General features: G+C 37.0%; 19 protein-coding genes. 2 read left to right on the top strand and 17 right to left on the bottom strand.

Translation table 11 applies throughout. The features are described 5' to 3' along the window. Position 1 precedes the first annotated feature (1 nt). The 15 genes from RSC39_RS03615 to RSC39_RS03545 form a co-directional block, all read right to left on the bottom strand. Positions 2-877 (bottom strand): sensor histidine kinase, encoded by an 876-nt coding sequence (locus tag RSC39_RS03615; protein ID WP_021037673.1) that lies wholly within the window; start codon positions 875-877, stop codon positions 2-4. Then, positions 864-1535, bottom strand: a complete 672-nt coding sequence (locus tag RSC39_RS03610) for a response regulator transcription factor (RefSeq protein ID WP_011835677.1) — start codon at positions 1533-1535, stop codon at positions 864-866. The genes RSC39_RS03615 and RSC39_RS03610 overlap by 14 nt, the downstream gene beginning before the upstream one ends. A 2-nt stretch (positions 1536-1537) precedes the next feature. Beyond that, positions 1538-2602, bottom strand: a complete 1065-nt coding sequence (locus RSC39_RS03605) for a VanZ family protein (protein WP_332535169.1) — start codon at positions 2600-2602, stop codon at positions 1538-1540. A 212-nt stretch (positions 2603-2814) separates the two neighbouring features. Continuing rightward, positions 2815-4500, bottom strand: coding sequence for a hypothetical protein (locus RSC39_RS03600; protein ID WP_063281041.1), 1686 nt, complete (start codon positions 4498-4500; stop codon positions 2815-2817). Between the two features lie 56 nt (positions 4501-4556). After that, positions 4557-7469: an LPXTG cell wall anchor domain-containing protein gene (locus tag RSC39_RS03595; protein ID WP_332535166.1), complete on the bottom strand. Its 2913-nt coding sequence runs from the start codon at positions 7467-7469 to the stop codon at positions 4557-4559. A 312-nt stretch (positions 7470-7781) separates the two neighbouring features. Continuing rightward, positions 7782-9791: an FtsX-like permease family protein gene (locus RSC39_RS03590; protein WP_332535164.1), complete on the bottom strand. Its 2010-nt coding sequence runs from the start codon at positions 9789-9791 to the stop codon at positions 7782-7784. After that, positions 9784-10563: an ABC transporter ATP-binding protein gene (locus tag RSC39_RS03585; RefSeq protein WP_011676745.1), complete on the bottom strand. Its 780-nt coding sequence runs from the start codon at positions 10561-10563 to the stop codon at positions 9784-9786. Before RSC39_RS03585 ends, RSC39_RS03590 begins: the two co-directional genes overlap by 8 nt. 193 nt (positions 10564-10756) lie before the next feature. After that, positions 10757-11113, bottom strand: a complete 357-nt coding sequence (locus tag RSC39_RS03580; RefSeq protein WP_332535162.1) for a YxeA family protein — start codon at positions 11111-11113, stop codon at positions 10757-10759. A gap of 122 nt (positions 11114-11235) precedes the next feature. After that, positions 11236-12402, bottom strand: coding sequence for a chorismate synthase (gene aroC, locus RSC39_RS03575; RefSeq protein ID WP_332535160.1), 1167 nt, complete (start codon positions 12400-12402; stop codon positions 11236-11238). 30 nt (positions 12403-12432) lie between these two features. Continuing rightward, positions 12433-13029: an HAD family hydrolase gene (locus tag RSC39_RS03570; protein WP_332535158.1), complete on the bottom strand. Its 597-nt coding sequence runs from the start codon at positions 13027-13029 to the stop codon at positions 12433-12435. Positions 13030-13033: 4 nt separating this feature from the next. Then, positions 13034-13633 (bottom strand): DUF1054 family protein, encoded by a 600-nt coding sequence (locus RSC39_RS03565; RefSeq protein ID WP_011835681.1) that lies wholly within the window; start codon positions 13631-13633, stop codon positions 13034-13036. A 266-nt stretch (positions 13634-13899) separates the two neighbouring features. After that, positions 13900-14823 (bottom strand): DMT family transporter, encoded by a 924-nt coding sequence (locus RSC39_RS03560; protein ID WP_332535156.1) that lies wholly within the window; start codon positions 14821-14823, stop codon positions 13900-13902. 113 nt (positions 14824-14936) lie between these two features. Continuing rightward, positions 14937-16007, bottom strand: coding sequence for a 3-dehydroquinate synthase (aroB, locus tag RSC39_RS03555; RefSeq protein ID WP_332535154.1), 1071 nt, complete (start codon positions 16005-16007; stop codon positions 14937-14939). Continuing rightward, the gene (locus tag RSC39_RS03550; RefSeq protein ID WP_332535152.1) at positions 16004-16864 is read right to left on the bottom strand and encodes a shikimate dehydrogenase; all 861 of its coding nucleotides are present in this window, start codon (positions 16862-16864) and stop codon (positions 16004-16006) included. Before RSC39_RS03550 ends, aroB begins: the two co-directional genes overlap by 4 nt. A gap of 177 nt (positions 16865-17041) precedes the next feature. Then, positions 17042-17698, bottom strand: coding sequence for a DedA family protein (locus RSC39_RS03545; RefSeq protein WP_014735117.1), 657 nt, complete (start codon positions 17696-17698; stop codon positions 17042-17044). A gap of 368 nt (positions 17699-18066) precedes the next feature. On the opposite strand from RSC39_RS03545, the gene RSC39_RS03540 reads away from it, so the two are divergent. Both RSC39_RS03540 and RSC39_RS03535 read left to right on the top strand, forming a co-directional pair. Beyond that, complete coding sequence (locus RSC39_RS03540) at positions 18067-20211, top strand: amino acid ABC transporter substrate-binding protein/permease (protein WP_332535150.1); 2145 nt, start codon at positions 18067-18069, stop codon at positions 20209-20211. A 22-nt stretch (positions 20212-20233) separates the two neighbouring features. Beyond that, positions 20234-20977: an amino acid ABC transporter ATP-binding protein gene (locus RSC39_RS03535; RefSeq protein WP_063282160.1), complete on the top strand. Its 744-nt coding sequence runs from the start codon at positions 20234-20236 to the stop codon at positions 20975-20977. Between the two features lie 60 nt (positions 20978-21037). On the opposite strand, the gene RSC39_RS03530 is transcribed toward RSC39_RS03535, so the two are convergent. Continuing rightward, positions 21038-22675: a hypothetical protein gene (locus tag RSC39_RS03530; protein ID WP_332535148.1), complete on the bottom strand. Its 1638-nt coding sequence runs from the start codon at positions 22673-22675 to the stop codon at positions 21038-21040. Further along, positions 22676-23083, bottom strand: coding sequence for a hypothetical protein (locus RSC39_RS03525; protein ID WP_332535146.1), 408 nt, complete (start codon positions 23081-23083; stop codon positions 22676-22678). Between the last annotated feature and the right edge of the window lie 77 nt (positions 23084-23160).

The raw sequence follows: 23160 nt of genomic DNA, 5'->3' as shown, positions 1-23160 counted from the left end.
TTTACTCTTTCTTAATCATCACACAAGTTCCCTCACCAATTTCAGAACTTATTGCAATTTGAAATTCTAGTTTATCCAAAATAAGTTTTGCTAGATAGAGTCCAAGACCTGTTGATTTTTGCTGAATCCGACCATTATAACCTGTAAATCCATGTTCAAAAAGACGTGGAACATCTTCTTTTAAGATTCCAATCCCTGTATCCTGAATTCTGATTTCACCTGGTTTGATTTGAATTAAAATTCCACCTTCTTTAGTGTATTTTACAGCATTATTAAGCAGTTGTTCTATAGCTAAACTTAACCAGCGTTGATCGCTATTTACCAACCATTCCCCTTCGATTTGAATGGAAAGATTTTTTTGGATAAAGAAGCTACTATATTTTTTTACTAATTCTTTTGCCAGTGAGGACATGCTCACCTTTTCAAATCTAAAATCGGTAGCCAAATTATTAATTCTTTGATACTCAAGAAGAATCTTTAGATAGTTTTCTAAAGAAAAAACCTGATTTTTCAATTCTTTAGGATCAATTTGTGTTTGTGTCATTAAATCAATGGCGGCTAATGGAACTTTCATCTGATGCGACCAGACTCTAATAATATCTTCCATCTCCCGTTCGGCAAGATTTTGTTGGTCCAATTTTTTTTGTAGAGCCTGATTATCTTTCATCACTCGCTCTACCGCTTCTCGCATTGCTTTCCAGCGGAAATATGAAGAAATTAAATAAATTACAAAAATAATTAAGGCAAATAAAGTACTATTAAAAAAAGCCATCATTGGTAAATGCCAAAGCCAAAAAGTCACAATATATATGGCTGACATAAGTAAAAAAACACCGATTTGTGGAATTTTAGACTTAAAATATTTAAACCAAAGCATAGCCACTTCCTCTTTTTGTCATTATATGTTTATCAAATTCAACTTCTCCAAGCTTTTTACGCAAACGAGTCATTTTTACATTCAAAGTATTAGCATCGATAAACTCATCTGTTTGCCATAATTCTTGTAAAATTTTCTCTTTAGTAACTACCTCGCCATTAGCACGGAACAATAGGGTTAAAATTTTATTTTCAGAACTGGTCAGTTCAACTTCTTGTCTTTCAGAATTTTGGGTTAAGCTCAAAGTATTTTCAGACAAAACAAATCCTGCAAACTCTAATTTTTCAATTCCAGAAAAAGAATAACTTCTGCGTAAGAGTGCTTTGATTTTAGCGCTTAAAATTTCCAGAGAGAAAGGTTTTGTCACAAAATCATCTGCCCCTTGATTCATCGCTGTTACTTGATTCATGTCATCTGAAGCAGATGATATAAAGATAATGGGAATTTGGGAAAGTTTTCTTAATTCGTTGGTCCAATAAAATCCGCTATAAAAAGGTAGTCCGATATCCATCAGCACTAAATCTGCTTCAAACTCCATAATTTCTTGTTTAACTGCTCGAAAATTAGAGACACTTCTTACTTGAAACTCTTTTTCCAAGGCAATCTTAATTGCTTTTACAATAATTTCATCATCTTCTACTATAAATATTTTAGTCATATTTATTCCTTTCCTGTTTTCAATTTTGCTACGATTTGAGTATCACTCACTCTTTCATACCAGAGTTTTCTTGTTTTCGAGAGAAAAGCAATTAAAACATCCAGTAATGGCAAAAGACTTAATCCTAAAAAGAGTAAGATAAGTAAAAAGTTTTGAGCCAATTGGTCCTCAGCTATCGTTCCTGAACGTTGTAGAAAGAATCCTGAAGCGATAATCAAAGCGAAATTCCCAAAGGATAAAAACTGACGTAAGGCAATTCTAAATCGATTTTTACCTTTAATTTGTATTCTTAATAATAATTGCCCTGGCGTTGCCTTAAGAGCTATCGGAACAATTCCTAAAATTAGTAATTCTGAATAATAACCAGTTGGCATAAAAAGACTTCCAATAATAAAGATAAGAACCAGATCAACTAAAAAGGCAATAAAACGTCTTGAGAGGCTAACTCTTGAACTTTCAACCTTAGTTGCATCCAAATCTGGCAAAAATCGACTAAAAATGACCGCAATTCCAAACCCAATTAAACTTCCAAGCGTATTAATCATTAGATCATCAACATCAAACAAACGATAAGGACGAGGATAGAGTCCAAAAAGCGCTGAACGTTGAATAAGTTCAAAAGATAAAGTCAATAAAAAACTTAATATAAAAGTTTGTTTAAACGAACGTTTAAAGAGATATTTCAAATAAAATCCAAAAGGTAATGTCAAAAGTAAATTAAAGAAGGGTTGAATGAACGTTGAATCTTTGAGAGCCAACATCCAAGTTGATGGTTCATCTATCCTAAAAGGACTATATAAAATAAACTGGTGAATAAATTCAAAAGGAACTAAATTTTGTTTTGGACCTGTCATTTGAGCAACTTCTTTAACAGGAGGAAGAGGGAAAATTGTCATCGCATAGGCACAAATCAAATAAAGAATAAAAGAAAAGTTAACAAAAAAGCGCCAAAAATTAATCCGACCATAACGGCGATACTGAACAATCAAATATGGAATTAAAGATAAAAATAGGAAAATGAAAAAGAGTAAAACTCCAATTTGAATCGAGTGAAGATAAATCGTCATTATTTTCTTTCTAGTAAAAAAATTTAATAGGGATTATTATAAAAAAGTGTCCATATTTTATTAGGAAAAATTCAATCACCTTTTATTTCTTTTATTATACCAAAAGTCATTATGATATGCTCATGCATGATTTTTTGATGATTAGACATTAATTTATGAATTATTTTTTTATACAAAAATACTCGTCTTTCATTGAAGACGAGTATTAAGTATTATTTATCATTCTCAAATTTGACATCTACATAATCTGCCCAAGCTTTTTCGTATGCTGTTTCAACAGAACGAGCGAAGCCATCCAAGTCATTCTTTAAAGAAGAACGTTCAACAGTCTCACGCAAGGTCTTTCGATAATCTTGTAAAATTTTAAGATTATTGGCTAATGCTTTCCCTTTTTGAGAAAAACTTTCTTCATCTAAAGCATTAAAAGCTGGATCGATACCAAGCATTCGATTTATCCGCGCTGTTCCTCGTGATTGCATGCCCTCAGCTGGCATGGTCAAAGTAGGCAAGCCCATATGTAATGCTTCAATCGTAATTGAAAGTCCACCAAATGGGGTTGGGTCAAGTGCCACGTCTGCTTTCAGATAAGCTTTAAAATGCATGTCAGGCACTTCCCGTGAGAATTCCAAACGCGACTCTAAAATTCCAAGCTTTCTAAAACGTTCTTTGAGTTGGGCAATCTTATCATCGGTCAACTGTGGACCGTAACGATAAATCAAAAGTTTGGCCGTTGGCACAGCAAGCAATAATTTCGACCACAAACGAATCGTTGACGTCGTGATTTTAGAAATATCGTTAAAACTTCCAAAAGTAATGTAACCATTTTTTTCCATAGGTAATGGAGTCACTTCTGGCAAATCAATATTTTTGCGTGTGAAGTTAAATCTGTCCATTCCTGCTTCGATATACAAAGGTTTTTCAGTATATAAATCCGCTTTATTTTTTGGAATCGTAAACTCATCACACATGATATAATCAATTTCTTTGAAACCATAAGTATTGAGGAAGCCCATATACTGTGCTTGGATTGGTGCGGGTTTGAAAAGCATCGCGAAGCTACGATTATGCGTAAACCCGCCCAAATCCACTAAAATATCGACTTCATCATCATGTATCCGCTTGGCCAAATCAAAATTATTTAACTTGCTTACGTCCACAAAACGATTGCCACAAGCCATAACTCGTGTTGTCGTATCATCATACTGACGGTCAACCGCCGAATATAAGATAATCTCATATTTTTTTGTATCATGGTGTTCCAACAAAGGCAGGATGAAACTCATCATCGTATGATTATAAAAGTCTGATGAAATGTAACCAATCCGCAATTTTTTATTTAACATTTCTTTGCGTGCTTGGGCATCTGCAGGTTTTTCATAAGTATAGACTGTACCATTGGCTTGAAATTTCATTGGCCAATCGCTGGCATACTCTTCGAGTTTATTTTTAATTCCTAATTGTGTATAAGCATCTGTCTTGATTGTCAGGAAATTTCGTCCGCCATAGTTTGAGAAGTTATTATCCAACTGAAAGGCGCGGTCGTTGTACTCAATGCCCTTATCTTGGTCAAAAGAGTAATAAATACTTGCCAAACGCATATAAATGCTCGCATTGCTTGTTGAATAATCTAAGGTTTTTTCCAGATTTACTCGCGCCTTGTCCATATCGTCCATCGCATAGTAGCAATCACCGATTTTACGATAAAGCTCGCAATTATCAAACTCAAAACTATCATCAAGATAGCTAAATGCTGATTGATAAAGTTCAATCGCACGTTTCAAAGAAACATGATTGGCTTTATTTGCATTGCGCATATACATTTCATCGGCGGCGCGTACCAAAGATAAAAAATCTGGGTCATCGTTATGTTTTTTTAGACGTTCTTCTTCTGTTGCCATATTTTCCTCTCATAAATGAAAGCTCCTTTTTGGAGAGCTTTCTTTTTTATACAAATTTAATTTTTCTTAAATTTACCTTTTTCTTTGCGTTTTTTAAACAATAATCCTGCGGCTGTCGCAATGACTGCTGCACCACCAACCATTGTGAGCGTATTATCTAAGGAATTATCTCCGGTTTTTGGCAAAACAGCGCCTGACGAAGATGGCGTTTTATTGCTCACCATTGTCGTCATTCCTGTAGAAGTAGTCGGACTACTGCTTGAACCTGTTGTACCTGTCGAATTCGTTGGCGTTGAGCTGGAACCTGTCGTACCGGTTGAATTCGTTGGCGTTGAACTGGAACCTGTCGTGCCGGTTGAATTCGTTGGTGTTGAGCTGGAACCTGTCGTGCCGGTTGAATTCGTTGGTGTTGAGCTGGAACCTGTCGTGCCGGTCGAATTTGTCGGAGTTGAACTCGAACCTGTTGGGTTCGTTGGATTCGTCGGATTCGTTGGATTCGTCGGATTCGTTGGGTTTGTTGGATTCGTCGGAGTCGTTGGGTTTGTTGGATTCGTCGGAGTTGTTGGATTCGTTGGGTTTGTTGGATTCGTTGGGTTCGTCGGATTCGTTGGATTCGTCGGATTCGTCGGATTCGTCGGAGTTGTTGGATTCGTTGGGTTTGTTGGATTCGTCGGAGTTGTTGGGTTCGTCGGATTCGTCGGATTCGTCGGAGTTGTTGGATTCGTTGGGTTTGTTGGATTCGTCGGAGTTGTTGGGTTCGTCGGATTCGTTGGATTCGTCGGATTCGTCGGATTCGTTGGATTCGTCGGAGTTGTCGGTGGAGTTGAATCTGTCGAGTTCGTCGGGCTAGTAGGTGGAATAGAGGATGAGCCTGTCGAAGAACTTACCCATGTATTACTACTTGAACCTGTGGTACTTGTTGAACCCGTTGTTTGTGTTGTCCAAGTACTTGACCCTGTGCCTCCTGTTGAGTTCGTGGTAGCAGAACTTTCACTAGAAGTTGTACTAAAAGTCGTCCCAGAAGTCCACGAAGAGCTAGATGTCCCTGATGAGTAGGTGTTTGTCCACGTTGAACCTGATGAATTTGAGGTGCCTGTTGAACTTGTTGGTCCAGTCGAGTTGGATGTCACACCTGTACTGCTTGAACTTGAACTATTGGTGATGGTAATACCTGTGTTTGTCGCTTCGGACCAACCACTGCTGACACTTGAACTTGTCCCAGTCGTACCTGTCGATGAGAAGGTAGAGTCTGTCGTGCCTGTGCTAGACAATGTACTGGCTGTTGTGCCTGTACCTCCTGTTGAGTTCGTGGTTGAGCTGGCTGTTGAGAAGGTAGAACTAAAGGTTGAGTTGGTCGTACCTGTGGAGCCTGTCGTCCAAGTCGAGCCAGTAGAGCTAGAAGATGACGAACTGTTCGTCGTACCTGTCGAATTTGAGTTTTGTGATGTGCTTGAGGTAAAGCTTGAGCCTGAAGGACCGTTTGTCGAACCGGTCGTACTGGTCGAGTTGGTGCTCGATGAAGTTTCTGTCACTGTTGTAATGTTTGTCGCTTCAGACCATGCGGTCGAGGACTCAGCGGTCAATCCCCAAGAGCCTGAGGATTCTTCGGAGTTTTGCGTTGTAGCGGTCGCCGCTGTATCAGTCGGTGCGCCGTAAACCCAGTTGCCATCGCTGTCCATGGTCGCTGATGAGGCGGTCGAGCCTGTGAAGGTGGAGTTGACGGTTGAGCCGCTTGAGGCGGTCGTGCCTGAGCTTGCCCAGTAAGTCCAGCTCGAGTGGGTCCAGCTGGTCGTGCCTGTGGCGTTGGTTTCGCCACCCAAGGTATCGCTGCTACTTGTCGAGTCAGTCGGTGGTTGTGCTGTCAAGGTCGAAGCGGTACTGATGGTCGATGAGGCGGTCGCTGTGGTTGCCGTTGTCCAAGAACCTGTCGCACCTGTCTGCTCTGTGGCGCCTGAAAGTGTCGTTCCTGTTGCCACAAAACCGGAATATTGGTTCCTATTCCATCCACCGTCATTTAAGGAATAACCAGGTGCATCTGAATTTGTATAACCCGTTGCGATGTAGGAGAGTGTCGAACCTGACGAAGAACCAAGGGTAAAGGTAACCCCTGAACTGGTCGAACCTGTTGATGATGTAATACTTGAGCCTGTTGTTGCTGGCGCAGTAAGTTGAGTGGTGGCTGTCCCTGTTGAGCCGTTTGTGTCTGTTGAGGTAACCGTCAGAGTTGGCGAAGTTGGGTTATTAGAGATTCCTGTGATTGCACTTCCGGTTTGATTAGAAGAAAAGTTGATATCCACATTTCCAGTTCCTAAACCAGCAAAAGAGGAGCCTGATGAGCCTGAGCTTGTGATAGCCGTACCTATCCAGCCTGGGTAGTTGGGGTTTGTAGTAAATGTAGTTGCCGAACCTGAAGAACTCAAGGTTTGACCCGAACCAGACTCGAAAGAGCCCGAAGCATTCCCATTGTATCCTGTGGACTGTGAGCTTGCCCAAGTTCCTGTAACCTGAGTAGAGTTCCCTGTCGCTCCAGAGTCTGAGCCTGTCGTTACTAATGACCCATAGCTCATATTTGTAGAACCTGATGAGGATGAAGCACCTGTAGCATCATCTAAAACGCCAGCAGTGTGGTCAGGACCCAATGTGCTGTTAGTGCTGGAGATGGTTGGCGACGTGCCTTGCGTTTGTGAGCTGTCATTGACCGTCGTTGAAGACTGAAGGGGTGGGGTCAAATCGTCAGCATTTGCGACTGGTTCTTCCTCTTGGGCGAGGGACTTTATCGCTTGCGCAGACACGACAATCCCTTGAGCAAGCTGAGTGTTTGACAAGACTAAGGTCAAAGTTGCTGCAGCATAGAGCCATGACTTCCCGACTTTCCATGCGCGAAAATGCGAGGTCTTTTTTTCGGCTGACTTCGCGAGTTTTTGCTGTTTTGCGACATAATCTTTTTCATGAATGCTGATGTATTTCATAGGCAATCCTCGTTGGTTAGATTAGCTTTGGAATTTTGATCTTGCTCCTTATGAAAGAGCCTCTTTTGCTTCATAAGGATTTAATTTAGTAGTTTTCCAAATTGCTATGCCAATTATATAATTAATTCATTTTTATGTCAATATTTACATTTAAGTAATCTAAATATTCCAAAGTTGTATCTTTAAATTATTTATCCGCTTTTCAATCCTTTAAGAATGTTTTATTTTTTATCATGATTTTTGAGTTATCATTTTAAATTATATTGAGGTGATATAAAAAAAACAGGCCTATCTAAGTGCCTGTTTTCCTTTTTATCTTTCAACAATCTTATAATAAACACGACTTGTCGCTTTATAAATAAGATAATAAATCAAAGCAAGAATCGCAATGGTTCCTAATGAAATTGTCAGAATAGCCGAACGGTCATTAATATCGAACAACATGATTATTTTCTCAACCATGAGATAAGCACCTGCAAAGTGGCAGATTGTAATCACTAATGGGAGGAAGAAAATCATACGAACTTGTGATTTGATTGTTTTTTGAACTTCTTCTTTTGAGAGTCCAACTTCTTGTAAAATCTTGAATGAGCGTTTGTCTTGTGCCCCTTCAGAAAGTTGTTTGTAGTAAATAATGAGAGCTGCTCCGAGAATAAAGCTAATTCCTAAAACAAATCCAACAAAAACTAAACCTCCAACATTAGCACGTTGGTCTTGCAAAGCTTCACTACGATAAGAGATTGTTAAATCTTTGTTATCATTAAACTCTTCTTTGAAAGCTTTAGTAAATCTTTTTTCATCAACAGGTTTAATATCAAAAATGATTGATGATGAAGCAAGATTTGAAAATTCTTGCCCGGCACTAATTACTTTATTATAATTAGCAAGCGCTTTGTCAAAGGCTTGGTCATTCGCAAAGACAATCATCATCACTTTAGAAGAAATCGTTGTAACACCACTCGCTGGAAAGTCTTTAACTGTTTTAAGGGTATCTTTAACTTGGTAATTATCACCATACCATTGAAGTGACTGCAATTGGTTCTCTGAGGTTTTATTTTTATTATTTTTAGCTAAATTTACAACTAAAACTTGGTCATCTTTTAAAGTAGGAATCTCTTTATTTCCTAAAGATTTAAGGGTTTGAGCAGTTGTTAAAGTTGCGTAGTAAGTACTCTTGTCAAACATAACCCCTTGTTTAGTTGATGTAGCAAATTTATCATTAGCCGTTTCTTGTCTGTCTACTGCTAAATCTTGGACAAAATATAGGTCAGAAATATTTTTTATCTCTATCTTTTTACTGTCTGCAGCGCTCTTAATCCGTTCAATATCTTCTTGTCTGTTTTCATTTGGGGAAACAGTGAAGACTTGAGCTTCTCTTGTGTAAAATGTTTTAACTACATTTTCTGTTCCAAGGAAAACTCCCCAACTGATAACGACTGTTACAATCGTCATCGATAATAAGATAGTGATATTCCCAAGCCCAACAGCATTGGCTTTCATTCGGTAAAGCATTGAGCTCGTTGTGATGAAATTATTTGGTTTATAATAACTTGCGCGTTTTTTCTTTAATTTCAGATACCACACAGTGAAACTGATATAGAAAAGGTAAGTTCCAAAGATTACAAGTAAAACAGCAATAAAGAATTTCATTAGGGCTGAAATAGGGTTATCGACAGTTAAGGCAATGTAATAACCAGCAGCCAGAAGAATTACTGAAGCAATTGCAAAAAATAGATTTGATTTTGGTTCTTTTTCCCCTTTAGATTCTTCTCTTAAAAGGTCTAAACTTGAAGAGCGCCAGATAATCCAAACACCAATCATCATTAAGACTAAAAAGAAAATAAGAAAGAGAAAAGCAAGTAAGATAATCGCCGTAGGACTAATGACTAGATTAAAATAATTTCCACCAATCATGTTTACAAAAATCAAAAATAGAAATTTTGAAAATGCAATCCCACAAACTGTTCCAGCGACTATGGTAATGAGATAGCTCAAAATCAATTCTAAAAAGGCTACACCAACAATTCTCGTTTTACCAAAACCAAGAATATCATAGAGTCCAAATTCTCGTGAACGTTGAGTTTGAAGGAAACGATAGCTATAGATTAGAATAAGTACTGCAAAAATAGATAAAACAATTAAGGCAAAGCCCATAATTTGCGAAAGGGCTTCTCCTCCTTTCAACTTATGAATTGAAGGAGATAAAGCGATGGATGCAGTAACGAAAATCATGACAAACATCGTGATTGAGGCCATTAAAAATGGAGCAAAGCTTTTAAAACCTTTTTTAATATTATTGGCCGCAAGCTTTAAACTAAGCATTTAATGATCCCTCCTCTTCTTCTGAGGTCCCTAGGAATGCGGTCATTGAAAGTGTGATTTCTTTGGCAAACTCCGTAGAGGTTTTTTCACCTCGATAGAGTTGATGATAGAGGACACCATCTTTGATAAAAAGAACACGTTTAGCATGACTCGCAGCTAAGCTTGAGTGAGTTACCATGATAATGGTTTGACCACTGTCATTAATTTCCTCAAAAAGATTGAGCAAATCTTCTGAGTTTTTGAAGTCCAAAGCCGCTGTAGGTTCATCGGCAAGTACTAAATCAGGTTGACTTATCAATGCCCGAGCCACAGCTACACGTTGTTTTTGACCACCTGAAAGCTCAAAAGGTTGTTTTTCTAAGAGATTTTCAATATTAAGTTTTGGAGCGAGAACTTTTAGTCTACTCTTCATTAATTCTACGCTTGATTTTGATAAAACGAGCGGAAGGTAAATATTATCTCTGACATTAAGCGTGTCTAGTAGGTTAAAATCTTGGAATACAAAGCCGAGATGGTCACGTCTGAATGCGGAAATTTCTTTATCTTTAATGGCTGTAATGTCTTCTTTATTTAAAAGAACTTGTCCAGAAGTTGGTTTTTCTAGGGTTGATAAGATATTCAGCAAGGTCGTTTTACCTGAACCAGATTCTCCCATTATCGCGATATATTCGCCTTCTTCTACTCCAAAATCAATATCAACTAGAGCAGTTGTTTCTTCTTTTGAAAATCTTGTTTTAAAAACTTTTTTGAGATGTTTTACTTCGAGTAACATATTTTCTCCTATACTTATCTTTCTGTTTGATTATTTTCGTTTAATTTAGCTAGACGTGCTCTCATAGTCTTCATCGTATAAAGTAAGCAAGAGCCCATTAACGTGGCAAGTATTACTGTAATTGTCATTAGCGTAAGGTTGATTTGTAAAAATGTCATGGTTCTTTCTCCTGCTTTCTTTTTGAATCTTAGGTTTATGAGTTGCTATTAATTTTCTTGAGTGCTTCCTTAGGAACTTCTGCTTTTTTTACTTCTTCCCATGAAGTGACACCTTTAACGGAATTAACTTTTAATTCCAAATAAGCTTCTTTACGAAGATTATGGTCTGCCGTAAATTCAACTTTCTTTTCTTTACCGTCTTTTTTATAAGCATTCATTTGATATGAATATCTTGTATATTTTTGACCATTTGCTGTATCCTGTTGTTCTTTTCCGTCTTTGGTAATTTGTACATAATAAGTTCCACCGCCGTAGCTGACTTTATACCAAGCAAATCCTGCTCCACCGACTACTAAGATGAGTGCGATTATTCCAAAAAGTATTTTTTTCATTGTGTTCTCCTTATGTTTTCTTGATAAATTTATTGTAACAAGAAATTTCGGTCTGAAAACTTACAAATTCGTAAGTTACTTTTTTTTGAATACAAAAAAAGCCTTAATAGGCTTTTTAATTTTTAGTATTCTGATAAACGTTTTTTGTAGTCAACCAGTGCTTTTTTCAACTCATTGATGGTATCAGAATTGAACTTGTCACAAATTTCTTGAGCTACGACCGTTGCAACGACATTTTCCATTACCACACCTGCAGCAGGAAGTGCGGTTGGATCAGAACGCTCGACACTAGCTTTGTAAGGTTCGTGGCTTTCAGTATCAATAGACATCAGTGGTTTGTAGAGCGTCGGGATAGGTTTCATCACTCCACGAACAATGAGCTGTTCGCCATTTGTCATTCCACCTTCAAATCCACCTAATTGATTGCTTGAACGAGTATAGCCTTTGTTTTCAGACCAGATAATTTCATCCATTACTTGACTCCCTGGACGTTTTCCTGCTTCAAATCCAAGTCCAAATTCAACCCCTTTAAAGGCATTAATGGAAACGACTGCACCCGCAATTTTTGCATCAAGTTTTCTGTCATATTGTACGTAAGAACCAAGTCCAGCAGGAACTCCTTCGACTCTGGTTTCAATGATTCCACCAATTGTATCGCCCGCTTTTTTGATTTTGTCAATGTAAGTCCGTAAGTCTTCGGCCTGACTTTCATCAAAGATAGATAAATCACTTAGGCCAGCAGTTTCGCGAATTTCTTGAACACTTAAGTGTTCTGGACTTGAAATTTCTCTTCCACCAAAGTTGACCACATGGTTGGCTACTTCGATCTCTAATTCATGAAGAAGTTTTTTAGCTACAGCTCCAACCGCAACACGCATTGTTGTTTCACGCGCAGATGAGCGTTCTAAAACATTTCGTAAGTCTTCAAATTCATATTTCATTCCACCAACTAAATCAGCATGTCCAGGACGTGGTTTAGTCAAACGGCGTTGTTTTTTGATTTTATCCTCAACATCTTGGGCTGCCATAATTTGTTCCCAATTTTTAAAATCACGGTTTGTCACGTTGAGCGTAATCGGGCTACCAATTGTTTTTCCATGACGAACTCCAGAGGTAATTTCAACTTGGTCAGACTCAATTTTCATACGTCCACCACGTCCATAGCCTCCTTGGCGTCGTTTTAGTTCAATATTAATATCTTCCGCTGACAAAGAAAGTCCAGCTGGTACTCCTTCAATAATTGCTGTAAGTCTTGGTCCGTGGGATTCTCCCGCTGTAAAGTAACGCATATTATACCTCCAATTATAGTAATTTATCTTTTATTTTCTTTCAAAAATTTCAATAATATCTGTCAATTTTTTTATTTCTTGTGAATTTGCTGACGAAAGAAAATTGATTGAGCCAAGACCGCTATTATGCGCGGCTTCAATATCCAATTTTCGGTCACCAATATAGTAGGTTTCATCAGTCTTTAAATTATATTTTTTTACTAAGTAATTGATTGCCTCAGGATTTGGTTTTCTTTTAAAATTATTTTCAGAGGTAACAACTTCCAAAAAATAGGACGAAATTCCAAGTTGTTTGAGTAAATCAAAGGCATTTTTGCCTTTGTGAGTATAAATGAAGTTTTGAATGTTTTCTTTTTGAGTCCAGTCCAAAACTTCTTTAGCACCTACCATTAATTTTATTTTGTCATTTTTAAATGTCGAATTTTTTGTGAAATCTTCTTTGATTTTTTCAAAAGAAACAGCTTGTTTTTCGAGTAATGAATTAACTGATTCTTCCTTTATAAAATTATATACTGTTTGCCGGTCAAATGGTAGCTTAAAGTTTGCAAATGACTCTGACAAAGCTTCTAAAAAAACATCATAACTATCAATTAGTGTTCCGTCTAAATCCCAAATAAATGTCGTCATTAGATTAGACCTCCATTAACTTTTGATAAATCGGCAAAAGTTGGTCAATTGTTTCTAACATTTCTGCTAAGATTTTGGAATCTTCTTTGCCATCAAATCGTTCTTTAGGCCAAAGACGTCCAATTTCTAATTCTGATTTTTTTACTTTCCCTAAACGCTCAGCTGCTTCTGAAAATGCTGACAGAGGGAAAACTTCTGCTTTTGTATGGTCTTTTGAGATGATGAAATCTTCTGTCAACATTTTTTCTACTGACAGATTTGTCAGTAATTCAGCGTATTCTTTTTGCTTTTTAGGTTGGTCAATCATTGATAAATAAATAAAAACATAATCTTCCCAGATTCCTAATTGAAAATGGGCCTCCATTTTATAACCACGGGCTTTAGTTGAAATTGCTGACCAAGTATTTTCTGGAGCATTCGCTGTTCTTCTACGATGTTGAGCAATATGAAAGTAAAATTCTTGATTTGAAATTTTTGCTGACAGTTCTGTCAGTAACTTTTGCCCAATTTCCGAAAAAACAGGCTGAATTTCCGAACGAATTTCGGCCATTCTAGCTTCCAAGCCATCTATACTAAAAATTTCAAATGATTTTTGAGTAAACATTTTTTATTGATTATCCCCAATTTTTTCTAAGTTCTTTTATAAGTATCACTTATATCACGCTAAAGCATGAAGGCTCAGCACGGAAGTCACTATGGCGAACTTCCTAGATCCCTTATTACTCACTCAGCGGAAAATTATCATTTCTAGGTGGAGCAACTAGCATATCTGTAAGCCAGTAAACTGGCAAGCTATCCTACGCTTCATTCGCTCTTAATAGGAGCAGGAAGTTAGTGAGCGTGAACCCCTTTTCCATATTACTAGCTACATTATAAAAATTTAATAAATACAATTCCTGCTAACATGACCAAAATTCCAATCACTTGCCAGACTTGAATTTGATATTTATTTGAACGCCACCAGCCAAATTGTTGAACAAGCATACTGCCGAGAATTTGTCCGATTAAGCCCATCATAATTGTTAAACCGGCTCCGATTTGTGGAACAGCAACGACTGTTGCAAAGACAAATGAAGCCCCTAAAAACCCACCAATTCCATTCCATGGTTTTGCTTTTTTCAAATCTGAAATTTTCGGCAATCGGCGGTCTACAAAAAGTGACACAATGAAAATGGCTAAAAATCCGATAAGAAAAGAAACAAAAGCTGCCTGTGCGGTATTTCCAAGCAAGACTCCTAGTCTGCCATTAATGGCTTGTTGTGCAGCTGACATTGCCCCGACGATGACTCCCCAAATTCGCCAACCCAGCAAATTACCTTTAGGCTTTTCGGCTTCTTTTTCTTTTAAATTTGGTAGAACAACCGCAATAATGACCCCAATTAAAGTAATGACAATTCCCATAAAACGCATCAAAGTCATTGGAAGTTGCATCGCGTGAAACCAACCAAAAGAATCAATGAATGTCCCCATCAATATTTGGCCCAAAATTGGCAAAATTACGGTTTGAACAGCCCCTAATCTAGGAAATAATAGGACATTGGAAGTCAGAAATATTCCTCCAAAAATCCCTCCAATCCAAAGCCAAGCTGGGTGATTGCTGACAAATTGAAAACTTGGAAAAAGTTCTTGTGTCGTGACTAAAGTAATGATTCCTAAAAAAATTGAACCCACAAAATTGGAAATGCCCGAAGCTAAAAATGGTGAGCCCACAATTTTGCGTAAATCCGCATTGATTGGATTTTGATTAGCAAGTAAAAATCCACCAACTAAAGCAAAAGCTAGGTAAATATACATCGTTTCTCCTTATAATTAAGTGTTTTAACAGCTTTTTTATCTAAGCTGGGAGTTTTTCAATGCTACCACATTTTGTATTTTTTAGAAAGATTTTTTCTTTCAATTAAATCAACTTATTTTTTGAGATATTCTTTCATTTCTTCAAAAGTCACTTCATTGATTTTGGCAGTGCCAATTTCAGGGACAATAACTGTTTTGATGATTGTTCCACGCGCTTTTTTATCGTGAGTGAGCGCTTTAAACAAAAGCGCCTCGTCCCAAGGTTGATAGTCATCAGGCAAACCATATTTTTTGACCATCTTTCGGATTTTATCAGTAATTCCGAGAGGCATTAGACCTTTTTTCTCAGCAATTTTACTGATTTGTACCATCCCAATGGCAACGGCTTCGCCGTGCATGACTTTTCCATAACCCGCCGTATTTTCGACAGCATGCCCAATCGTATGTCCAAAATTTAGATAAAGTCGCACGCCATTATCAAGCTCATCATCAACAACCACTTTTCGTTTTACTTCACAAGAACGATAAATAATTTCTTCAATTTTTACAAAATTTTCCAGTAGCTCTTTGGCTGACAGGTCTGTCAGTAAATTCCACAGGTCTTTATCAGCAATTAGGGCGCACTTGATGACTTCTCCCAGTCCTTCACGGAACTCTCTTTGACCGAGCGTTTGCAGAACTTCAGGGTCAATCAGCACCCCATCTGGTTGTGTAAAAGTCCCAATCATATTTTTAGCCATTTTAGAGTTAATCCCTGTTTTCCCGCCAATAGAACTATCAACTTGCGCGGTTAAACTGGTTGGAATTTGTAAGAAATGAATGCCACGCATATAAGTTGAAGCAACAAAACCAGCTAAATCACCTGTCACTCCACCACCGAGTGCAATAATTCCGTCAGAACGTGTCAGTCCAAACTCAGCACAAAAATTCCAAGCTTTTTCGGCTGTCAGTAAATTTTTACTGGCTTCACCCTCTGGAAATTCAAAAGTTTCTACTTCAAAACCTGATTTTTCAAGTTGGTCAACAACTTTCTGACCATAAAGCCCGTTGACATGATTATCCGAAATCAAGACAATTTTTTGCTTTTTCCACAATGAAGAAACCCAATTTCCTATATTAGCCAAGGCCCCATTTTCAATGATGGCATCATAGGGATGGTCTGGTAGATTTACATTTAATTTCATGCTTCTCTCTCCATTTCTAATGTAATTTTGTCCACAGGCATTTCTTTGCCTGTCCATAAATAAAAGCTTTCCGCCGCCTGTCCAATGAGCATACCGAGCCCATTTTCTGTTCGTGCTCCTTGCTCTTTGGCCCAGCGTAAAAATGGTGTTTCTCTTACTTTATAAATAGCATCCACCACCAAGAGTTTGTCAGGAAGAAGCAAGCTTTTTTCTAGAGGAAAAGACACCCCGTCCATTCCGACAGAAGTTGCATTCACTAATAAATCTGTCTGATTTAACTCTTTTTGTAATCTATCAGCTACAGATAAGTCTGTCAGTAAAATTTCTACTCCTGTTTTTGCTGACAGCTTTGCCAGTTTCTCACTTAAAGGGCCATAAGAAGCAGATTTTCTCGCCGCCACTACTATTTTTTTAGCTCCTGATAAAGCTGCTTGAGCAATAAGGGCAATCGCTGCTCCACCGCCGCCAAGAACAAGTATTTGTTTACTTTCTATCTTAAAATCATATTTTTTTAAACTGTTGAAAAATCCGATTCCATCAGTATTATGTCCGATTAATTTTCCTGAATGATTAACTACCGTATTGACCGCTCCGATTAGTTCGGCCGCTGGGCTCAATTCATCCATAAATTTAATAATTTCACCTTTATAAGGCATAGAGATATTCAGACCATACATGTCCAAATTACGAACATTTTCAACAATAGCCGCTAATTTTTTAGACTCAACTTCCCAAGCTAAATAAACGCCATTTTCATCAGTTAAATCAAAGGCCAAATTATGAATAAAAGGAGATAAGCTGTGTTTAATAGGGTTTGCCACCACAGCAGCCATCCGCGTGTAACCGTCAATTTTCATAAAGATTCTCCAAAATTACTGACAAACGTTTTGGTCATGTCCTAAGCTCCCACTCAAAGAACTTGATTGTTCTTCCAGCAGGTGCTAAAGGCTTCGTCAGTAACTTCTCTTGTTTTTGAATTGTCAATTCAATAAAAAAAGGACTGACAATTTTGTAAGTCCTATTTTATCATAAAGTTAAGCTTCCTTGCGACTTCTAAGAACGCGCTTTAAAACTCCAATTATCGCTGGCAATAATGAAACAAAAACAATCGCAATCATAATGATTTCAAAATGTTTTTTAACGAATGGAATTCCGCCAAATAGATAACCTGCCCCCAAAGCGACAATAACCCAAGCAAATCCACCGATAAAGTTAAAAAAGATAAACTTTTTATGCGGCATTTTCCCAGCACCAGCCGTAAAAGGAACAACCGTCCGTATGATTGGCATGAATCGTCCTAAGAAGATTGCCCAAGAACCCCATTTTTCAAAAAATTGATGAGCTTCTTCCATATATTCTGGTTTTAAAAAGCGAGAAAGCCATTTATGTTTTGGAATCACATCGCCAAAACGTCGTCCAATTTCATAATTCAATAGATTAGCAACGAAGGCAATAATCCCCATCACTAAAATAAGTAAACCGATTGATAATTTTCCGTTTGACATCGCCGCCAATGAACCAACGAAAAACAAAATTGAATCCCCAGGTAAAAAGGGAAAAATTACTAAACCTGTTTCAATAAAGATAATCGCTCCTAAAACAACATAAATCCAAATATGACCATTAGGCATCTGGGCAAAATTCGCCATCCATTCATTAAAGAAACCAAAAATCGAAAGTTGTACAAACATAATATTCCTTTTCAAAAGTTAAAAATTCTTACAGTAGTTCTGTTTACTTAAATAGAATACATAAATATCTCTATCAAGCACTCGTTCAATTTTACAACAAAAAGGACTTTTTGACAATAACAACTTTCTTATATTTTATCAGAGAACTCTCAAATTTCACAAATTCAAAATGTCAGAAAACCTAACATCAACTTGATTCTAGACAATTTTTGTGATATAATTTTCCCAGAATAAAATAAACTGAGCTTGTCTCCTAAATATAGGAAACTAAAAGAATGTTATTCCGATTTTTATTCAGAAGAACATTTTTTTAATTTCATTTTTTTATATTAAGGGATAAGTTCAAATCTCATATTCAAGGAGACATAATGAAGAAATTATTTTTCGCTCTGGCACTCATGTTTGCCACTGTTACAGCTTTCCTAGTAGCGCCTTCGGTCAAGGCCGAGACGACTGTCAAAATCGCGTCTGATAGCTCTTATGCACCATTTGAATTTCAAAATGGTCAGAAAAAATGGGTAGGCATCGACGTTGATATTATGCAAGAAGTTGCAAAAATCAATGATTGGAAATTAGAAATGTCTTACCCAGGTTTTGATGCTGCACTTCAAAATCTCAAAGCTGGACAAGTAGACGGTGTAATTGCTGGAATGACAATCACCGATGAACGTAAAGACACTTTTGATTTTTCTAATCCTTACTATACATCTGCACTAACTATTGCGACTACCAAAGATTCTAAGCTTACTGATTATAGTGAACTTAAAGGAAAAGCAGTTGGAGCAAAAAACGGAACTGCCGCTCAAACTTGGCTTCAAGAAAATCAAAAGAAATATGGCTATACCATCAAAACCTATTCTGATGGTGTTCATATGTTTGCCGCACTTAGTTCAGGAAACATCGTAGGAGCAATGGATGAAGTTCCAGTTATCTCTTATGCTATGAAACAAGGTCAAGATTTAGCTACAAACTTCCCTTCTATCTCTCTTTCAGGAGGTTATGGTTTTGCTGTGATGAAAGGCAAAAACCAAACGCTCGTGGATGGTTTCAATAAAGCATTGACTGAAATGAAATCAAATGGAGATTATGATAAAATCCTGAAAAAATATGGAATAACAGCTTCTAAAAAAGCAACACCGAAAAAAGATGTTTATACCATTGCCTCAGATAATAGCTTTGCCCCTTTTGAATTTCAAAATGACAACAAACAATTCACTGGTATCGACGTTGACTTACTAAATGCCATCGCCAAGAACCAAGGTTTCAAACTAAAATGGAATTTCATTGGTTTCCAAGCAGCTGTTGACTCTGTTCAATCTGGTCATGCTGACGGAATGATGTCAGGGATGTCAATTACCGATGCCCGTAAACAAGTTTTTGATTATGGTAATCCTTACTATTCATCCAACTTAACCATTGCTACATCAAGTACTGATGATTCTATCAAATCATGGAAAGACCTAAAAGGTAAAACACTTGGTGCTAAAAACGGTACTGCCTCTTTCGATTATCTTAATGCTCACGCAAAAGAATACGGTTATACTGTAAAAACATTTACTGATGCAACAACCATGTATTCATCATTAAATAACGGCTCTATCAATGCTTTAATGGACGACGAACCTGTCATCAAATACGCCATTAAACAAGGACAAAAATTCACTACACCAATTAAACCAATCCCTGACGGTCAATATGGATTTGCCGTTAAAAAAGGAAGCAATCCTGAACTGATTGAAATGTTTAATAATGGTTTAGCTAATCTCCGTGCCAATGGTGAATATGATAAAATCATTGATAAATATTTAGCTAGTGATGCTAAAACCATTCAATCAAGTGCAAAAGAAAATACTTTCTTTGGTATTTTGCAAAACAACTGGGAACAAATCGGACGCGGGTTGCTCGTTACACTTGAACTTGCTGTTCTCTCATTTATCCTAGCAATGATTGTCGGAATTATCTTTGGACTCTTCTCTGTAGCTCCAAGCAAGATTCTTCGTACAATTGCACGAATTTATGTCGACCTTAACCGTTCAATTCCGCTTTTAGTGTTAACAATCTTTATCTTCTACGGAATTCCTAACCTTCTACAAATCATTACTGGTCATCAATCTCCACTCAATGAATTTACGGCCGGTGTGATTGCCCTTACCTTAAACTCTTCTGCTTATATCGCAGAAATCGTTCGTTCTGGTGTCCAAGCAGTCCCTTCTGGACAAATGGAAGCCAGCCGTTCACTTGGTGTGACATACCTAACTTCAATGCGTAAGGTTATCTTGCCTCAAGCCATTAAAATCACAATTCCTAGCTTGATTAACCAATTCATCATCACTTTGAAAGATACCACATTGGTTTCAGTTATCGGACTTGTTGAATTACTCCAAACAGGTCAAATCATCGTGGCCCGTAACTTCCAAGCCTTCCGCGTTTATGGATTAATTGGTTTAGTTTACATGATTGTTCTTCTCTTCTTGATGTGGGTTGGACGTCGTGTAGAAAAAAGAATGAAATAATAAATAAGGAGAACATACTAACATGGGAATCAATACTCAAATTGAAGTCACTGATCTTCACAAATCTTTTGGAAAAAATGAAGTTCTAAAAGGAATTACTACAAAATTTGAAAAAGGCGATGTAGTCTGCATCATTGGACCTTCAGGTTCGGGAAAATCAACTTTTCTTAGAGCTTTAAACGGGCTTGAAACAGCTACTTCTGGCGATATTATTATTGACGGATTTAACCTGACTGATAAAAATACAAATCTCAATCTCGTTCGTCAAAACGTTGGAATGGTTTTCCAACATTTCAATCTTTTTCCAAACATGACTGTTTTGCAAAATATTACTTATGCCCCAATTGAGTTGAAAAAATTATCTAAAGATGATGCAAATGAAAAAGCCATGCAACTTCTTGAAACAGTTGGCTTGGTAGATAAAAAAGACGCGATGCCAGAAATGCTTTCTGGGGGACAAAAACAACGTGTTGCGATTGCTCGTGCCCTCGCAATGAACCCTGATGTTATGCTCTTTGATGAGCCAACCTCAGCGCTTGACCCTGAAATGGTTGGTGACGTTCTAGCCGTTATGCAAAAATTGGCCGAAGAAGGAATGACAATGCTGATTGTTACTCACGAAATGGGCTTTGCTCGTAAAGTTGCTAATCGTGTGATTTTCACTGATGGTGGAGTAATCCTAGAAGATGGTACTCCTGAAGAACTCTTTGACACTCCTAAACATCCTCGTTTACAAGACTTTTTATCAAAAGTTTTAAATGCCTAACAATAAAAAAAACACCTTACGGTGTTTTTTTTATTGGAATGAATAAGAGATGACTTACTCTTATTTAATTAAATTGCTTAATTTTCCAAAATGTTGCAACATCATTTTTAAGGCACGTAAGATTCCATAAGCCGATGCTGTCCCAGCCGCTAAACCAGCTGCTCCAGCAATTCTTAATTTAAGAATATGTGCTTTTTGATTAATATTATCTGTTATTGAACGATTCGCAATCACACCTTGTGTCGCCGGAAAAGAAGGACGGGGAGGTGCTAATGGAGCTTTTAATAGTTTTTCTGGTAAATCATTTGCCCGAACAGTAGTTGATTGTTTAGGTTTCTCCTCCACTTTTTCTTTGGATTGATTTACGGAAACCTGAGAGATTTCTTTCTTTTCAGTTATCCTTTCCTCTGAATTTTTTGAAGGGACTTGTGGAGATTTATCCTCTCCTTTTCCATTAGCAGGTGGAATTGGAATAATCGCAGCTTTTTCTTTATAAGAAATACTTATTGAAGTAGTTGCACTATCATATTTTCCGACTAGTAAATTTCCCTTTAATAATGAAGCAATCTCCTCAGGATCCTCAATTATTGTTCTAGTGATTCCATTTTTCCAATCAACTTTATGAATTTTAATAATGACGTGATATATTTTCCCATTCGCAGTTAAAATCTCATCAATTGGTATTTGATAAATTTCTCCATAGAGACCCGAAAATTCTTTTATAAATTCGCCACCCTCTGGTTTGTTAACCGTGAGCTTTAAGTTACTTTGTTTTGCAGAAACAATGATTTTAAATGATTGTGGACTACTATCTTGCTGCTGACTAATCGCTACTTCAGGATTTGCATAAGATTTTCCATTGTTATCTATCACTTCTGAAATGAAATAGCCCTCAGGAAGATTAGACATTATTATATCATCTTTTTTTGCAACAAAGGAGGCTGGCAAAGGAGAAGATTGATTAGGGGTTCTCTTATCATATTCATACTCAAAAGAGTACTTAGTATCATAATAAAGGTTAACTACATTACTTCCTGAATCTTTGCTTACTTTAATTGGAGTTCCTGATTGAAACGAATATCCATCAAGTTCAGGCGCGAAGTACCATTGAATTCCAAATTTCTCTTGTTCAGAATTTACACCAAGCGAGACAATCCAAATGTAATCCCCAACATTAGCAGTTATTGTTTCAGAAGGTTGAATAGGCACATTATCCGAATTTAAGAAATTAATAGTTACCTGGCTAGTATCTCTTTTATAGTATAGATTGATTACATTTGTCGCTGAGTTCTCAGTTACTAGAAGTGGGGTAACTGCATCATCATATTGATACGAATAGTTTGAAATCTTCGGGATATAGTAAATATGATGAAGTGATTTTGTTGAAGCCATTGGTAGAGTTTCTAGACCAACCCATACATAATCTCCAACATTAACAGTCATCATCTCAGACTTTTGAACTTTAACTGCTGGGTTATCTACATTAAGAAAATTAATTGTCACAGTCTCTTGTTTAATAGTACTTGGTGTAGGCATTATTTTTGAAGCAACTGGATTTATCTCTTCGGCAAAAACTTTATTTTGATTAAATATTTTATCATGATTGGAAGAAAAAGGGTTAAACGTAATATTTGGAAAAATTCCGATAGCAAAAATCACTAAGAACAATCCTAAAATTCTTTTTTTAATTTTATTCATTTAACTCCTTTCCTCTTCATCATTTTTAATTAATAGTTGTGCTCTGGTTATTGTATTTTTTTCAGTCTTAATCAGATGATAGACATGAGAATCACGTGATTCTAATTCTAATAAATTTGTTGCCCCTTCTAAGGTACTAACTTCCCCCGCCTTCAAACAATCAATAATATAATTAAGACTTTTAGTATTCATATAATCATTAGGAAGTTCGGAATTTATAATCATCTCACTGTTCAAAATTTCTTGAACTTGGTCTATGATTTCTTTTTGTTTTCTTAAATATTTTTTTCTAAAAACCCATGCAATATGTTTTCTACCCGCTGGTAAGTAATTATGTTGCCAAAGCCAAGTTAATCCTAAACGAGAACCATAACCAAAAAATAAAGAAATAAAAGTAATTGCCGACATTTGGAAAGGTTATAATAAACTAGACACAAAGTTAAGAGAAATCGTGGAAAGGTTTATTATGGCAAGAAGAAAATTCG

The sequence above is a fragment of the Lactococcus sp. genome, assembly GCF_036648155.1.
GTDB classification, from domain to species: Bacteria; Bacillota; Bacilli; order Lactobacillales; family Streptococcaceae; genus Lactococcus; species Lactococcus cremoris.
The sequence above is the reverse complement of the archived record's forward strand: the minus strand, read 5'-3'. Positions and strand labels throughout refer to the sequence as shown.

Excerpts from the sequence above, each read along its gene's own strand:
- RSC39_RS03615 (WP_021037673.1), bottom strand. The coding sequence starts at position 877 with ATGCTTTGGTTTAAATATTTTAAGTCTAAAATTCCACAAATCGGTGTT.
- RSC39_RS03610 (WP_011835677.1), bottom strand. The coding sequence starts at position 1,535 with ATGACTAAAATATTTATAGTAGAAGATGATGAAATTATTGTAAAAGCA.
- RSC39_RS03605 (WP_332535169.1), bottom strand. The coding sequence starts at position 2,602 with ATGACGATTTATCTTCACTCGATTCAAATTGGAGTTTTACTCTTTTTC.
- RSC39_RS03600 (WP_063281041.1), bottom strand. The coding sequence starts at position 4,500 with ATGGCAACAGAAGAAGAACGTCTAAAAAAACATAACGATGACCCAGAT.
- RSC39_RS03595 (WP_332535166.1), bottom strand. The coding sequence starts at position 7,469 with ATGAAATACATCAGCATTCATGAAAAAGATTATGTCGCAAAACAGCAA.
- RSC39_RS03590 (WP_332535164.1), bottom strand. The coding sequence starts at position 9,791 with ATGCTTAGTTTAAAGCTTGCGGCCAATAATATTAAAAAAGGTTTTAAA.
- RSC39_RS03585 (WP_011676745.1), bottom strand. The coding sequence starts at position 10,563 with ATGTTACTCGAAGTAAAACATCTCAAAAAAGTTTTTAAAACAAGATTT.
- RSC39_RS03580 (WP_332535162.1), bottom strand. The coding sequence starts at position 11,113 with ATGAAAAAAATACTTTTTGGAATAATCGCACTCATCTTAGTAGTCGGT.
- aroC (WP_332535160.1), bottom strand. The coding sequence starts at position 12,402 with ATGCGTTACTTTACAGCGGGAGAATCCCACGGACCAAGACTTACAGCA.
- RSC39_RS03570 (WP_332535158.1), bottom strand. The coding sequence starts at position 13,029 with ATGACGACATTTATTTGGGATTTAGACGGAACACTAATTGATAGTTAT.
- RSC39_RS03565 (WP_011835681.1), bottom strand. The coding sequence starts at position 13,633 with ATGTTTACTCAAAAATCATTTGAAATTTTTAGTATAGATGGCTTGGAA.
- RSC39_RS03560 (WP_332535156.1), bottom strand. The coding sequence starts at position 14,823 with ATGTATATTTACCTAGCTTTTGCTTTAGTTGGTGGATTTTTACTTGCT.
- aroB (WP_332535154.1), bottom strand. The coding sequence starts at position 16,007 with ATGAAATTAAATGTAAATCTACCAGACCATCCCTATGATGCCATCATT.
- RSC39_RS03550 (WP_332535152.1), bottom strand. The coding sequence starts at position 16,864 with ATGAAAATTGACGGTTACACGCGGATGGCTGCTGTGGTGGCAAACCCT.
- RSC39_RS03545 (WP_014735117.1), bottom strand. The coding sequence starts at position 17,698 with ATGTTTGTACAACTTTCGATTTTTGGTTTCTTTAATGAATGGATGGCG.
- RSC39_RS03540 (WP_332535150.1), top strand. The coding sequence starts at position 18,067 with ATGAAGAAATTATTTTTCGCTCTGGCACTCATGTTTGCCACTGTTACA.
- RSC39_RS03535 (WP_063282160.1), top strand. The coding sequence starts at position 20,234 with ATGGGAATCAATACTCAAATTGAAGTCACTGATCTTCACAAATCTTTT.
- RSC39_RS03530 (WP_332535148.1), bottom strand. The coding sequence starts at position 22,675 with ATGAATAAAATTAAAAAAAGAATTTTAGGATTGTTCTTAGTGATTTTT.
- RSC39_RS03525 (WP_332535146.1), bottom strand. The coding sequence starts at position 23,083 with ATGTCGGCAATTACTTTTATTTCTTTATTTTTTGGTTATGGTTCTCGT.